This window comes from Kitasatospora sp. NPDC059088 (assembly GCF_042738155.1).
Taxonomy (GTDB): Bacteria; Actinomycetota; Actinomycetes; order Streptomycetales; family Streptomycetaceae; genus Kitasatospora.
In genome coordinates, this window is the sequence record NZ_JBHYGR010000189.1 from 1 (window position 1) to 14,466 (window position 14,466).

At 73.5% G+C, this 14,466-nt stretch carries 8 protein-coding genes; 6 read left to right on the top strand and 2 right to left on the bottom strand.

Translation table 11 applies throughout. The annotated features are described in order from the left end of the window. Window positions 1–209 precede the first annotated feature (209 nt). Entirely contained in the window at window positions 210–2,375 is a 2,166-nt protein-coding gene (gene helR / locus ACFWXO_RS42075; protein WP_380531701.1) for an RNA polymerase recycling motor ATPase HelR, read from the top strand. Window positions 2,376–2,637: 262 nt separating this feature from the next. On the opposite strand, the gene dapD is transcribed toward helR, so the two are convergent. Further along, window positions 2,638–3,642 (bottom strand): 2,3,4,5-tetrahydropyridine-2,6-dicarboxylate N-succinyltransferase, encoded by a 1,005-nt coding sequence (dapD, locus tag ACFWXO_RS42080; RefSeq protein ID WP_375893061.1) that lies wholly within the window; start codon window positions 3,640–3,642, stop codon window positions 2,638–2,640. 140 nt (window positions 3,643–3,782) lie between these two features. On the opposite strand from dapD, the gene ACFWXO_RS42085 reads away from it, so the two are divergent. The 3 genes from ACFWXO_RS42085 to argF all read left to right on the top strand — a co-directional run bounded on the left by ACFWXO_RS42085 (window position 3,783) and on the right by argF (window position 9,256). Then, window positions 3,783–5,351 (top strand): 3' terminal RNA ribose 2'-O-methyltransferase Hen1, encoded by a 1,569-nt coding sequence (locus tag ACFWXO_RS42085; protein WP_380531704.1) that lies wholly within the window; start codon window positions 3,783–3,785, stop codon window positions 5,349–5,351. Next, window positions 5,348–8,080: a polynucleotide kinase-phosphatase gene (locus tag ACFWXO_RS42090; protein ID WP_380531707.1), complete on the top strand. Its 2,733-nt coding sequence runs from the start codon at window positions 5,348–5,350 to the stop codon at window positions 8,078–8,080. Before ACFWXO_RS42085 ends, ACFWXO_RS42090 begins: the two co-directional genes overlap by 4 nt. 174 nt (window positions 8,081–8,254) lie before the next feature. Continuing rightward, window positions 8,255–9,256 (top strand): ornithine carbamoyltransferase, encoded by a 1,002-nt coding sequence (argF, locus tag ACFWXO_RS42095; RefSeq protein WP_375893066.1) that lies wholly within the window; start codon window positions 8,255–8,257, stop codon window positions 9,254–9,256. A gap of 10 nt (window positions 9,257–9,266) precedes the next feature. Here the strand turns inward: argF and ACFWXO_RS42100 are convergent, their stop codons facing one another. After that, entirely contained in the window at window positions 9,267–9,800 is a 534-nt protein-coding gene (locus tag ACFWXO_RS42100) for a superoxide dismutase family protein (RefSeq protein ID WP_380531710.1), read from the bottom strand. Between the two features lie 346 nt (window positions 9,801–10,146). Between ACFWXO_RS42100 and acnA the strand changes: the two genes are divergently transcribed. Beyond that, window positions 10,147–12,807: an aconitate hydratase AcnA gene (gene acnA / locus ACFWXO_RS42105; RefSeq protein WP_380531713.1), complete on the top strand. Its 2,661-nt coding sequence runs from the start codon at window positions 10,147–10,149 to the stop codon at window positions 12,805–12,807. Between the two features lie 165 nt (window positions 12,808–12,972). Further along, window positions 12,973–14,283 carry a glycoside hydrolase family 18 protein gene (locus tag ACFWXO_RS42110; protein ID WP_380531716.1) on the top strand — a complete coding sequence of 437 codons (1,311 nt, stop codon included), beginning with the start codon at window positions 12,973–12,975 and terminating at the stop codon, window positions 14,281–14,283. Window positions 14,284–14,466: the final 183 nt, after the last annotated feature.

Consider the following 14,466-nt stretch of genomic DNA (forward strand, 5'->3'; position numbering starts at 1 on the left):
TCCCCCCCCGCCCCGGCCCCCCGCCGCCGGCCCCCCACGCCGCGCCGGGCGCCCGAAGAGCAGCAGAGGGCCGCCGCGAGCGCCCGGAGAAGAGAGCGGAAGGGGGAGAACCCACCCCTTGCCACTCTCAACATATAGCGCAAGGGGGGTCTTGCGGCAAGGCCCCCTGGAGGGCGCACAATCGCAGGCCTCAGATCGGAGCTGATGCCATGAACCCCCTGACCACCAGCGCTTTCGACCTCCCCGAGCGGTTGTCCGCCAAGGCCGACCCGGCGCTCGTCGCGGCCGACGAGCGGCACTTCGCGGCGATCGCGGAGAGCCTGGAACGGGTGATCGCCGAACTCTCCGACCAGCTCGACGTCGTGCGGCGCGCTCCGGGGGGTGCCGGGCAGGCGGCGATGGACCGCGACATCGAGGTGTACCGGCTGAGCGGCCGGCTGCGCGCCCTGCGCCGCTACGGTCTGGACCTGTGCCTGGGGCGCATCGTCGCGGATGAGGGTGCCGAGCCGCTGTACATCGGCCGGCTCGGGCTGACCGACAGCGAGGGCCGGCGGCTGCTGGTCGACTGGCGCTCGCCCGCCGCCGAGCCGTTCTTCGCGGCGACCCACGCGGACCCGATGGGCCTGGCGAGCCGCCGTCGCTACCGCTGGACCCGCGGCCGGATCTCCGACTACTGGGACGAGGTGTTCACCGCGGAGGGCCTCGCCGGGCACGCCGCGCTGGACGACCAGTCCGCCTTCATCGCCAGCCTGGGCGGCAACCGCTCGGCCCGGATGCGGGATGTGCTGGCCACCATCCAGGCCGACCAGGACGCGATCATCCGGGCCGGCTCGCGCGGCGCCCTGGTGGTCGACGGCGGCCCGGGCACCGGCAAGACCGTGGTGGCCCTGCACCGCTCCGCCTACCTGCTGTACGCCGACCCCCGCCTCGGCCACCGCCGCGGCGGAGTGCTGTTCGTCGGCCCGCACCAGCCCTACCTGAACTACGTCGCCGACGTCCTGCCCAGCCTCGGCGAGGAGGGTGTGCGCACCTGCACCCTGCGGGACCTGGTGCCCGAGGGCGCGGATGCGCCGGAGGAGGCGGACCGGGAGGTGGCGCGGCTCAAGTCCTCGGTGGAGCTGGTGCGGGCGATCGACAAGGCCGTCCGGATCTACGAGGAGCCGCCGGTCGAGGAGCTGCTGGTCGGCACTCCCTGGGCGGACCTGCGGTTGAGCGCCGCGGACTGGGCCGAGGCCTTCGACGCCCCGGATCCGGGCACCCCGCACAACGAGGCGCGCGAGCAGATCTGGGACGAACTGGTGGCGATCCTGCTGGACAGGCTGGAGCAGGACGACGAGGAGGAGGTCTCGCCCGAGCAGTTCCGCCGCGCGCTGCGGCAGGACCGGGAGCTGGTCGGCACGCTCAACCGGGCGTGGCCGCTGCTGGAGGCGGCGGAGCTGGTCGGCGACCTCTGGTCGGTGCCCGCCTACCTGCGGATGTGCGCGCCGCACCTCACCCCGGAGGAGGTCCGTGCGCTCCAGCGCAAGCACGCCCCGCAGGCGTGGACGGTCTCCGACCTGCCGCTCCTGGACGCGGCCCGCCAGCGGCTCGGGGACCGCGAGGAGACCTTGCGCCGGCAGCGTCGGCGTGCCTTGGCGGCCGCCGAGCGCGAGCGGATGGCGGACGTGATCGGCGACTTGATCCAGGCCGACGACGACGGTGAGGGCGTGGTGACGATGCTGCGCGGCCGGGACCTCCAGGACACCCTGGTCGACGAGGACGCGCTGCCCGCCGCCGCCGCGGAGCCGCTCGCGGGCCCGTTCGCCCACATCGTGGTGGACGAGGCCCAGGAGCTGACCGACGCCCAGTGGCAGATGCTGCTGCAGCGCTGCCCGTCCCGGAGCTTCACCATCGTCGGGGACCGGGCCCAGGCCAGGCACGGCTTCGCCGAGTCGTGGCAGGAGAGGCTCGACCGGGTCGGTTTCGACCGCACCACGATGGCCTCGCTGAGCATCAACTACCGCACGCCGGCCGAGGTGATGGCGGAGGCCGAGCCGGTCGTCCGGGCGGCGCTGCCGGACGCCAACGTGCCGACCTCGGTGCGCAGCAGCGGCCTTCCGGTGCGGCACGGTGCGGTGGCGGAGCTGCCGGCCGTGGTGGATTCCTGGCTCGCCGAGCACGACGAGGGCGTCGCCTGCGTCATCGGCGATCCGGGGTTCCGGGAGCGGGCGCGGGTCCGTTCGCTCACCCCGGAGTTGGCCAAGGGGCTGGAGTTCGACCTGGTGGTCCTGGTCGACCCGGAGGCGTTCGGTGACGGTGTCGAGGGTGCGGTCGACCGTTACGTCGCGATGACCAGGGCGACCCGTGAGCTCGTCGTCCTCCGGAGCCGCCCCTAGCCTCCGGGGCCGCCCCTAGCCTGCGGGGTCGCCCGTAGCCTCCGGGGCCGTACCGGCCGAAGGGGCCCCGCGCCCACCCCCCCCGGCCCCCCCCCCCCGAGGCCCCCACCGGACGTTTGGGGGGGCCGGGACCCCGGTCGCGCCCCCCCCCGCCCCGGGCCCCCCCCCGCGCCGGGGGGTGCCCCCGAGCCCCGGGGGGCGGCCGCCGCGGAGGGGCCCGGGCCCCCCCGCCCGGGGCCCCTCGACGGCCTTGCCCCACAGGTCAGTTGTGGGCGTGCAGGTCCGCGTTCAGGCCGCCCCAGGAGCCGGAGCGGGCGATGACCTCGACCGCGCCGGTCTGCGAGTTGCGGCGGAACAGCAGGTTGTCCTGGCCGGACAGCTCGACGGCCTTGGCCACCGTGCCGTCCGGGGTGGTGACCCGGGTGCCGGCGGTGACGTACAGGCCGGCCTCGACGACGCAGTCGCTGCCGAGCGAGATGCCGATGCCCGCGTTGGCGCCGAGCAGGCAGCGCTCGCCGACGGAGACGACCTGCTTGCCGCCACCGGACAGGGTGCCCATGATCGAGGCGCCGCCGCCGATGTCGCTGTGGTCGCCGACGACGACGCCCGCGCTGATCCGGCCCTCGACCATCGAGGTGCCGAGGGTGCCGGCGTTGAAGTTGACGAAGCCCTCGTGCATCACGGTGGTGCCGGCGGCGAGGTGGGCGCCGAGCCGGACACGGTCGGCGTGGGCGATGCGCACACCGCCGGGGGCGACGTAGTCGGTCATCCGCGGGAACTTGTCGATCCCGTAGACGGCCAGCTGGCCGCCCTGGGCGCGGACGGCGAGGCGGGCCTGCTCGACCCGGTCGACCGGGACGGGGCCGATGCTGGTCCAGGCGACGTTGGCGAGCAGGCCGAAGATGCCGTCCAGGTTCTGGCCGTGCGGCCGGACCAGCCGGTGGCTGAGCAGGTGCAGGCGCAGGTACACGTCGTGGGTGTCGAGCGGCTTCTCGTCGAGCGAGGCGATGGTGGTGCGCACGGCGACCACCTCGACGCCGCGGCGGGCGTCGGCGCGCAGCGCTTCGGCGGCGCCGGCGCCGAGCTCGGCCTCGGCCTGCTCGGAGGTCAGGCGCACGGTGCCGGCCGGGCCGGGCTCGGCGGCCAGGGCGGGGGCGGGGTACCAGGTGTCGAGGACGGTGCCGTCGGCGGCGATGGTGGCCAGACCGGTGGCCACGGCGCCGGTCGCCGGGGTGGTGGATTCGGGCGAGGTGGATTCAGCAGTCACACCGTGCACGTTAACCAATGGGGGGCCCGGCTGCCGAACACGCCCATCGTCCGGACAGGCGGGCGGACCCGCAGGCCAGCGCCGCGCGGGGTGGGAAAACCCGGTGCCCGGACGTCTCCCGCTGGGCAATACTCGGCCGGGTGTTCATGTCGATTTCCACTACCGGCAGCGCCGAGAGCCCGGCGACGGATCTCGGGTTCCTGCTGCACAAGCATCCCGGCAAGGTCCAGCGGTTCACGACGTCGCACGGTGCGGCCCACGTCTTCTACCCCCGGGCGGACGACGAGGCCTGCACGGCGGCGCTGCTGCTGGACATCGACCCGATCGCGCTGGTCCGCAAGGGCCGGGGCGACGGCAGGGGGCGCGGCGGCTCGCCCGACTTCGCGCTCTCCCAGTACGTCAACGACCGCCCGTACGCGGCGTCCTCGCTGCTCGCGGTGGCGTTGCGGACGGTGTTCCGGTCGGCGATGAAGGGCGACTGCCCGGCCCGTCCGGAGCTGCCGGCGCTGGTCCGCCCGCTGCGGATCGAGCTGCCCGCGGTGCCCGCGAACGGTGCGGGCGAGGGTGGCGGTCCGGCGATGGTGGCCCGGCTGTTCGAGCCGCTGGGCTGGCGGGTGGAGGCGAAGGCGGTCCCGCTGGACGAGGCCTTCCCGGAGTGGGGCGAGTCCCGCTACGTGCGGGTCGTGCTCGCCTCGGAGTCGGTGCGGCTGGCCGAGGCGCTCCAGCAGCTGTACGTGCTGCTGCCGGTGCTGGACGGTGCGAAGCACTACTGGGTCGCCCCGGACGAGGTGGACAAGCTGCTCGCCGCCGGTGAGGGCTGGCTGGCGGCGCACCCGGAGCGCGCGTTGATCGCCCGCCGCTACCTGTCCCGGCGCTGGTCGCTGACCCGGGCCGCGATGGAGCGGCTGGAGCTGGCCCGGCTGGCCGAGGCGGACGACCGCGAGGTCGAGGAGATCGACAACGCGGTCGACGACCGGCCCGAGGAGGAGGGGCGGGAGGCCGCCGGGCCCGCCCCGGACGGGCAGGAGGACCGGCACGAGCCCCGGCCGCCGTCCCTCGCCGAGCGGCGCCGCGCCGCGATCCTGGCCGCCCTGCGCGACGGCGGCGCCGCCCGGGTCGCCGATCTCGGCTGCGGCCAGGGCGAGTTGATCGGTGAGTTGATGAAGGACGCCCGGTTCACCGAGATCCTCGGGGTGGACGTGTCGGCGCGGGCGTTGCAGGCGGCGAAGCGCCGGCTGCACCTGGAGCGGTTGCCCGAGCGGCTGGCGGCGCGGGTGACGCTGGCGCAGGGTGCGCTGACGTACACCGATGCCCGGTTGAAGGGGTACGACGCGGCGGTGCTGTGCGAGGTGATCGAGCACCTGGACCTGCCGCGGCTGCCGGCCCTGGAGTACGCGGTGTTCGGGGCGGCCCGCCCGAGGACGGTGGTCGTCACCACGCCCAACGTCGAGTACAACGTCCGGTGGGAGAGCCTGCCGGCGGGCCGGGCCCGGCACGCCGACCACCGCTTCGAGTGGTCGCGCGCCGAGTTCGGCGCCTGGGCGGGGAAGGTCGCGGCGGCGTACGGCTACACGGTGGAGCTGCGCCCGGTCGGCCCGGAGGACCCGGAGGTCGGCCCGCCGACCCAGCTCGCCCTGTTCCGCACCGCCGCCGACGCCACCGATGCCGCCACGACCACCGCCACGCCCGGAGGAGGCGAGACCCGATGACCGAGGACGCGACCCCCACCCCCGACGAGGCCCCCGCCTCCGACCAGGCCCTCGACCACACCCCCGACGAGACCCCCACCCCCGACGAGACTGCCACCCCCGACCAGCCCCCCGCCCCCCGCCGCCTGCCCGTCACCGACGTCTCCCTCGTCGTCCTGATCGGCACCAGCGGCGCGGGCAAGTCCAGCTTCGCCCGCCGCCACTTCCTGCCCACCCAGGTGGTCTCCTCCGACTTCTGCCGCGGCCTGGTGTCCGACGACGAGAACGACCAGTCGGCGTCCGCCGAGGCCTTCGACCTCCTGCACTACATCGTCGGCAAGCGCCTGGCGGCCGGGCGCCTCACCGTGGTGGACGCGACCAACGTGCAGCCGGAGGCCCGCCGTCAGCTGGTGGCGATCGCCCGGGCGCACGACGTGCTGCCGATCGCGATCGTGCTGGACGTCCCGCCGGGGGTGTGTGCCGAGCGCAACCGCGCCCGCCCGGACCGCCAGTTGCCCGCCCACGTCGTCCCGCGCCAGCACCGCGAGCTGCGCAGGTCCCTCAAGGGCCTGGAGCGCGAGGGTTTCCGCAAGGTGCACGTGCTGCGCGGCGAGGCCGAGGTGGCGGCCGCCGTGATCGAGCCGGAGAAGCGCTACAACGACCTGCGCCACCTCACCGGCCCGTTCGACGTCGTCGGCGACATCCACGGCTGCCGTTCCGAGCTGGAGACCCTGCTGACCCGCCTCGGCTACACGCTGGCCCGGGACGCCGGGGGCCGCCCGGTGGACGCCGTCCACCCGCGGGGCCGCACGGCCGTGTTCGTCGGCGACCTGGTCGACCGCGGCCCGGACACCCCGGGTGTGCTGCGCCTGGTGATGGGCATGGTGGCGGCCGGTCACGCGATCTGCGTGCCGGGCAACCACGAGAACAAGCTGGGCCGGGCGATGGACGGCAAGAAGGTCACCGTCTCGCACGGCCTCCAGGAGTCGCTGGACCAACTGGCCGGGGAGAGCGAGGAGTTCCGGGCCGAGGTGCGGGCCTTCATGCGCGGCCTGGTCAGCCACTACCTGCTGGACGGCGGCGCCCTGGTGGTCTGCCACGCCGGCCTGCCGGAGCGCTACCACGGCCGCGCCTCCGGCCGGGTGCGCTCGCACGCGCTGTACGGGGAGACCACCGGCGAGACCGACGAGTACGGCCTGCCGGTGCGCTACCCGTGGGCGGAGGAGTACCGGGGCCGGGCGCTGGTGGTCTACGGCCACACCCCGGTGCCGAGCGCGAGCTTCCTCAACAACACCATCTGCCTGGACACCGGCTGCGTCTTCGGCGGCAGCCTGACCGCGCTGCGCTACCCGGAGCGCGAGCTGGTGAGCGTCGACGCGGAGCGGGAGTGGTACGCCCCGGTGCGTCCGCTGCGGACCGACGCGCCGGGCGCCCGGGAGGGCCGTCCGCTGGACCTCGCCGACGTGGCGGGGCGCCGGGTGGTGGAGACCGCCCTGCACGGCCGGGTGGCGGTGCGGGAGGAGAACGCGGCGGCCGCGCTGGAGGTGATGAGCCGCTTCGCGCTGGACCCGCGGCTGCTCACCTACCTGCCGCCGACCATGGCGCCGAGCCCGACCTCCCGCCGGGAGGGCTACCTGGAGCACCCGGAGGAGGCCTTCGCCGCCTACCGCGCGGACGGGGTCCGGCACCTGGTGTGCGAGGAGAAGCACATGGGCTCGCGCGCGGTGCTGCTGGTCGCCCGGGACACCGCCGCGCTGGAGCGGCGCTTCGGGGTGGCCGGTCCGGGGGCGATCTGGACCAGGACCGGGCGGGCCTTCCTCGACGACGAGGAGCTGACCGGCGCGGTGCTCGGCAGGGTCCGGGCGGCGGCCGAACGGTCGGGCCTGTTCGAGGAGTTGGGCAGTGACTGGCTGCTGCTGGACGCCGAGTTGATGCCGTGGTCGTTGAAGGCGGTGGAGCTGCTGCGCCGCCAGTACGCCGCGGTCGGCGCGGCGGCCGGCGCCGCCCTGCCGGAGGTGCTGTCGGCGCTGGAGCAGGCGGCCGCGCGCGGGCTGGACCTCGGCGGGCTGACCGCCCGCCAGCGCCGCCGCGCCGCCGACGCCCGGGCGTTCACCGAGGCGTACCGGCGCTACTGCTGGCCGACCGAGGGTCTGTCGGGCATCCGGCTGGCGCCGTTCCAGCTGCTGGCCGCGGAGGGGGCGAACCTGGCGGTGCGCCCGCACGACGAGCACCTGGCCCTGATCGACCGCCTGGTCGCGGCCGACGCCGAGGCGGCTGACCAGGCTGCCGGCGAGGCCGCCGACGGGGCCGCCGGCGACCGGGTGGCGCCGGTGCTGCACCGCACCGGCCGGGTCCTGGTGGACACCGGGGACGAGGCCTCGGTGGCGGCCGCCACCGCCTGGTGGGAGGAGCTGACGGCGGCGGGCGGCGAGGGCATGGTGGTCAAGCCGCTGGCCTCGGTGGTGCGGACGGTGCGGGGCGAGGGCCGTCCGGGCGGCCTGGTGCAGCCGGGTGTGAAGGTCCGCGGGCGGGAGTACCTGCGGATCGTCTACGGCCCGGACTACACCGAGCACCTGGAGCGGCTGCGGATGCGCTCGCTGGGCCACAAGCGGTCACTGGCGCTGCGTGAGTACGCGCTGGGCCTGGAGGCGCTGGACCGGCTGGCGGCGGGGGAGCCGCTGTGGCGGGTGCACGAGGCGGTGTTCGCGGTGCTGGCCCTGGAGTCCGAGCCGGTCGACCCGCGCCTGTAGGACCGCGCCGGTGGAACCGCCGGTAGGACCGCGCCGGTAGGGCCGCGGGACCGGGCACGGGAGGGGAAGTCCCACCGGGGGCTTCCCCTCCTTCACCGCCAGTCTGTATAGAAATTCCGAGCATCGTATACACTTGCCACTTTCCCCCAAGCCCCGTCACCCCAGGAGCCCGGCATGGCCTTCAACCTCCGGAACAGGCACTTCCTCAAGGAGCTCGATTTCACGCCCCAGGAGTTCCGCTTCCTGGTGGACCTCGCGGCCGCGCTCAAGGCCGCCAAGTATGCGGGCACCGAGCAGCCCCGGCTGCGGGGGAAGAACATCGCGCTGATCTTCGAGAAGACCTCCACCCGCACCCGCTGCGCCTTCGAGGTGGCCGCGCACGACCAGGGTGCCACCACCACCTACCTGGACCCGTCCGGTTCGCAGATGGGCCACAAGGAGTCCGTCAAGGACACCGCCCGGGTGCTCGGCCGGATGTTCGACGGGATCGAGTACCGCGGTCACGGCCAGGAGATCGTCGAGGAGCTGGCCGAGCACGCCGGCGTCCCGGTCTGGAACGGTCTGACCGACGAGTGGCACCCCACCCAGATGCTGGCCGACGTGCTGACCGTCACCGAGCACACCGCGAAGCCGCTCACCGAGGTCGCCCTCGCCTACCTCGGCGACGCCCGCTCCAATATGGGCAACTCGCTACTGGTCACCGGCGCCCTGCTGGGCATGGACGTCCGGATCGTCGCCCCGCGCGCCCTGTGGCCCGCCGAGGACGTGCAGAAGGCGGCGCAGGAGCTGGCCGGGCGCACCGGCGCCCGGATCACGTTGACCGAGGACGTGGCGGAGGGCGTGGCCGGCGCCGACTTCCTCTACACCGACGTCTGGGTCTCGATGGGCGAGCCCAAGGAGGTGTGGGCCGAGCGGATCGCGCTGCTCAGGCCGTACCAGGTGTCCATGGACACCGTCCGGGCCACCGGCAACCCGAACGTGAAGTTCCTGCACTGCCTGCCCGCCTTCCACGACCTCGGCACCGTGGTCGGGCGGCAGATGTACGAGGCGACCGGGATGACCGAGCTGGAGTGCACCGACGAGCTGTTCGAGTCGGCGCACTCCATCGTGTTCGACCAGGCCGAGAACCGCCTGCACACCATCAAGGCCGTCCTGGTCGCCACCCTGGGGTCGTGAGGGGCGGGCGCTACCGCTCCAGCTTGACGCAGCCCACCCGGTCGCCCGCCGCGTGCGGGCCGGCCGGGGTGCCCGCGTGCAGCACCAGCGAGCGCGCCTCGCCGGGCCGCGGCTGCCAGTCGACGGCGGTCGTGGCGGCGCCCGCGCCCCCGGCGTCGGTGCGCAGCACCAGCCGCAGCTCGTTGCGCTCGTTGGCGTACGCCGGGTCGGTGGACGGCTGCACCGGGTCGACCGCGTCCTGGTAGTGCGGCCCGGAGGCGGCCGGGTCGGCCCCGCAGGTGCCGGTGTGCAGGTGCACCGGGAACGTGTGGTCGGGGGCGAGGCCGGTGGCCGTCAGGGTGAGCACCGTGCGCCCGGGCTCCGAGCGGTCGGTGACGATCCGGGCGTGCGAGCCGTACGGGACCAGGTCCTGGGCGTAGCTGATCGCGGCCGGCGGGACGAAGGCGGTCGCCGGGTCGAAGGCCGCCTCCACGACGGAGACCGGTGGGGCGGAGGGGGCGAGCAGGGCCAGCGGCAGCAGGGCGGCGGCGAGCGGAGCGGGCATCGGTCGGGGCCTTCCACGGGCAGGGCGACGGTCACCCTGCTAACGCGGCCGGGCCGCCGGGGACACCCGCGGGGTTCGGCCGCGCGGGGGCCCGGTCGGTCGTGGGGCCGCTGACCGGCCGCTGACCTGCGTCGAAACGCACCGGGGCATGCCTGCGGTGGTGATCGCGGCGGCATGCACTATGGTTTATCTCGACATCGAGATAACTGCCCCTTACGATATATCTCGACATCAAGATACTTGCCGAGAGGCGCTCGCCGGCGATGCGGCAAGGTAAGCCTAAGTAAGGCTGACCTTACCAGCGTGGCGGCCGGATATCGCACGAAGCACCCAGAAGGAGTCAGTCGTGTCCGCGAACAGCTTCGACGCCCGCAGCTCGCTGCAGGTGGGCGACGAGTCGTACGAGATCTTCAAGCTCTCCGCCGTCGAGGGTTCCGAGCGGCTGCCCTACAGCCTCAAGGTGCTGCTGGAGAACCTGCTCCGCACGGAGGACGGCGCGAACATCACCGCCGACCACATCCGCGCGCTCGGCGCCTGGGACGAGAACGCCCAGCCGAGCCAGGAGATCCAGTTCACGCCCGCGCGCGTGATCATGCAGGACTTCACCGGCGTCCCCTGCGTGGTCGACCTGGCCACCATGCGCGAGGCCGTCAAGGAGCTGGGCGGCGACCCGGCCAAGATCAACCCGCTGGCCCCGGCCGAGCTGGTCATCGACCACTCGGTCATCGCCGACAAGTTCGGCACCAAGGACGCGTTCACCCAGAACGTCGAGATCGAGTACGGCCGCAACAAGGAGCGCTACCAGTTCCTGCGCTGGGGCCAGACCGCCTTCGACGAGTTCAAGGTCGTCCCGCCGGGCACCGGCATCGTCCACCAGGTGAACATCGAGCACCTGGCCCGCACCGTCATGGTCCGCGGCGGCCAGGCCTACCCGGACACCTGCGTCGGCACCGACTCGCACACCACCATGGTCAACGGCCTGGGCGTGCTGGGCTGGGGCGTCGGCGGCATCGAGGCCGAGGCCGCGATGCTCGGCCAGCCGGTCTCCATGCTGATCCCGCGCGTCGTCGGCTTCAAGCTGACCGGCGAGCTGCCGGCCGGCACCACCGCCACCGACCTGGTGCTCACCATCACCGAGATGCTGCGCAAGCACGGTGTGGTCGGCAAGTTCGTCGAGTTCTACGGCGACGGCATCGGCTCCATCCCGCTGGCCAACCGCGCCACCATCGGCAACATGTCGCCGGAGTTCGGCTCGACCTGCGCGATCTTCCCGATCGACGCCGAGACCATCAACTACCTCAAGCTCACCGGCCGCGACGAGCAGCAGCTCGCCCTGGTCGAGGCGTACGCCAAGGAGCAGGGTCTCTGGCACAACCCGGCGCACGAGCCGGCCTACTCGGAGTACCTGGAGCTGGACGTCTCCACCGTCGTCCCGTCGATCTCCGGCCCGAAGCGCCCGCAGGACCGCGTGATCCTGGCCGAGGCCGCCGAGCGGTTCGCCGAGGCGCTGCCGACCTACTCCGCCGAGGCCTCGAAGCCGACCGCCGTCACCGCCCCCGACGGCTCGACCTACGAGATCGACAACGGCGCGGTCGTGATCGCCTCGATCACCTCCTGCACCAACACCTCCAACCCCTCCGTCATGCTGGGCGCCGCCCTGCTGGCGAAGAAGGCCGTGGAGAAGGGCCTGTCGGTCAAGCCCTGGGTCAAGACCACCCTGGCGCCCGGCTCCAAGGTCGTCATGGACTACTACGAGAAGGCCGGCCTGCTCCCGTACATGGAGAAGCTGGGCTTCAACCTGGTCGGCTACGGCTGCGTCACCTGCATCGGCAACTCGGGCCCGCTGCCCGAGGAGGTCTCGGCCGCCGTCAACGAGTCCGACCTCGCGGTCGTCTCGGTGCTCTCCGGCAACCGCAACTTCGAGGGCCGGATCAACCCCGACGTCAAGATGAACTACCTGGCCTCCCCGCCGCTGGTGGTCGCCTACGCCCTCGCCGGCAACATGAACATCGACATCACCAAGGACGCCCTGGGCCAGGACGCCGACGGCAACGACGTCTTCCTCGCCGACATCTGGCCGACCGAGCAGGAGGTCGCCGACACCGTCGCCGGCTCCATCGACGAGGCGATGTTCGACAAGGGCTACCAGGACGTCTTCGCCGGTGACCACCGCTGGCAGTCGCTCCCGGTCCCGACCGGCAACACCTTCGAGTGGGACGCCGAGTCCACCTACGTCCGCAAGCCCCCGTACTTCGAGGGCATGGCCAAGACCCCGAGCCCGGTGACCGACATCGCCGGCGCCCGCGTCCTGGCCAAGCTGGGCGACTCGGTCACCACCGACCACATCTCCCCGGCCGGCAACATCAAGCCGGGCACCCCGGCGGCGCAGTACCTGACCGCCAACGGCGTCGAGAAGCGTGACTTCAACTCCTACGGCTCGCGCCGTGGCAACCACGAGGTCATGATCCGCGGCACCTTCGCCAACATCCGTCTGCGCAACCAGATCGCGCCGGGCACCGAGGGCGGCTACACCCGCGACTTCACCCAGGCCGACGCCCCGGTGTCGTTCATCTACGACGCCTCGCAGAACTACCAGGCCGCCGGCGTCCCGCTGGTCGTCCTGGCGGGCAAGGAGTACGGCTCCGGCTCGTCCCGCGACTGGGCCGCCAAGGGCACTGCGCTGCTCGGCGTCAAGGCCGTCATCGCCGAGTCCTACGAGCGCATCCACCGCTCGAACCTGATCGGCATGGGCGTCCTGCCGCTGCAGTTCCCGGAGGGCGAGAACGCCGAGTCCCTCGGCCTGACCGGCGAGGAGACCTTCTCCTTCACCGGTGTGACCGAGCTCAACGAGGGCCGCACCCCGAAGACCGTCAAGGTCAAGGCGGTCGGCGCGGACGGGACCAGCAAGGAGTTCGACGCGGTCGTCCGCATCGACACCCCCGGCGAGGCGGACTACTACCGCAACGGCGGCATCCTGCAGTACGTGCTGCGCTCGCTCATCGGCTGAGCCCGGGTGAGTGACTGAGGGGGCCGGACCGCACACCGCGGTCCGGCCCCTTTTGCATACCGCGCCGGAAGCGGACGTCCTCTTGTGCGTTCCCCGGTCCATGGACTAAACCTCTGTGCCATCTGGTCCAGACCATTTGACGCCGCCTCAGAGAACGGGTCCGGTATGCCCACTCGCGCCTCAGCGCTGCTCGCCGCCACCACCGTCGCCGCCCTGCTCGTCGCCCCCACCGCCGCGCACGCCGCGGAGAGCGGCCACCACGGGCCCGCCCTGAAGGGCCAGCGGGTCGGCTACTTCACCCAGTGGGGCGCCGACAGCTCCGCCAAGCGCGTCCAGGACTCCGGCCAGGCCGCCAGGCTGACCGTGATCAACTACGCCTTCGGCAACGTCTCCGCGGACGGCACCTGCTTCGAGAGCAACGACTCCGGCCAGGGAGACGCCCACAACGACTACCAACGCGCCTTCTCCGCCGCCGAGTCGGTGGACGGCGTCGCCGACGCCCCCGGCCAGCGGCTCAAGGGCCACCTCAACCAGCTGCGCAAGCTCAAGGCGAAGAACCCGCAGCTGCGCACCGTCATCTCACTGGGCGGCTGGAGCTGGTCCAAGTACTTCTCGGACGCGGCCGCCACCGACTCCGCCCGCAAGAAGTTCGTCTCCTCCTGCATCGACCTCTACCTCAAGGGCGACCTGCCGGTCCTGCCCGGCTCCCCGGAGGGCGGCGCGGGCGCGGCCGCCGGCGTCTTCGACGGCATCGACATCGACTGGGAGTACCCGGGCGGCGGCGGGGACGCCGGCAACGTGGTCCGCCCCGAGGACGGCCGCAACTACACCCTGCTGATGGCCGAGTTCCGCCGCCAGCTCGACGCGCTGAGCGGCCGGAAGGGCAAGCACTACCTGCTCACCGCCGCGGTCGCCGCCAACGAGACGGTCGCGGACCGGCTCGAACTGCCCGAGCTGAGCCGGTCGGTGGACTGGCTCAACCTGATGGCCTACGACCTGCACGGCCCCTGGGAGGGCAAGGGCCCGACCGACCACCAGGCCAACCTCTACTCGGACCCCGCCGACCCGGACGTCCGGCAGCGCAGCGCGGACGCCGCCGCCACCCACTACCAGGAGCGCGGCCTGCCCTCCCGGCAGCTCGTCCTCGGCGCCCCGCTGTACGGCCACGGCTGGACGGGCGTCGCCCCCGGCGAGCGCGGCGGCCTCCACCAGAGCGCCACCGCCGCCGCCCCGGACCACTCCTACGCCGAGCTCAACGCGCTGCCCGGCAAGGTGTACGTGGACCGCGACCACGGCGCGTCCTGGAAGTACGACGGCTCCACCTTCTACAGCTACGACACCGCCGAGGTGCTCACCGAGAAGGCCCGCTACGCGCGCTGGAACGACCTGGCCGGGGTGATGGTCTGGTCCCTGGACGGCGACGACGCCAAGGGCAGCGCGATCGCCGCCCTCGACCGCGGCCTGCGCCGGGACTGACCCCCGGGGGCCGACCTCCGGGACCGCCGCCCGGGACCGACCCGGCCGGGGCCGGTCCCGGCGCCGACCGGTACGTGGGGTGGGGGGGGGGGGGGGCGGCGGGGGGGGGGGCGCGCCCCGCCGGGGGGGGGGGGGCGCGGGGGGCGCGGCGGGGGGCGGGGGGGCGCGCGGGGGGGGGGGCCC

Coding starts and splice junctions, on each gene's coding strand:
- ACFWXO_RS42110 (WP_380531716.1), top strand. CDS start 12,973: ATGCCCACTCGCGCCTCAGCGCTGCTCGCCGCCACCACCGTCGCCGCC.
- ACFWXO_RS42090 (WP_380531707.1), top strand. CDS start 5,348: ATGACCGAGGACGCGACCCCCACCCCCGACGAGGCCCCCGCCTCCGAC.
- ACFWXO_RS42100 (WP_380531710.1), bottom strand. CDS start 9,800: ATGCCCGCTCCGCTCGCCGCCGCCCTGCTGCCGCTGGCCCTGCTCGCC.
- argF (WP_375893066.1), top strand. CDS start 8,255: ATGGCCTTCAACCTCCGGAACAGGCACTTCCTCAAGGAGCTCGATTTC.
- helR (WP_380531701.1), top strand. CDS start 210: ATGAACCCCCTGACCACCAGCGCTTTCGACCTCCCCGAGCGGTTGTCC.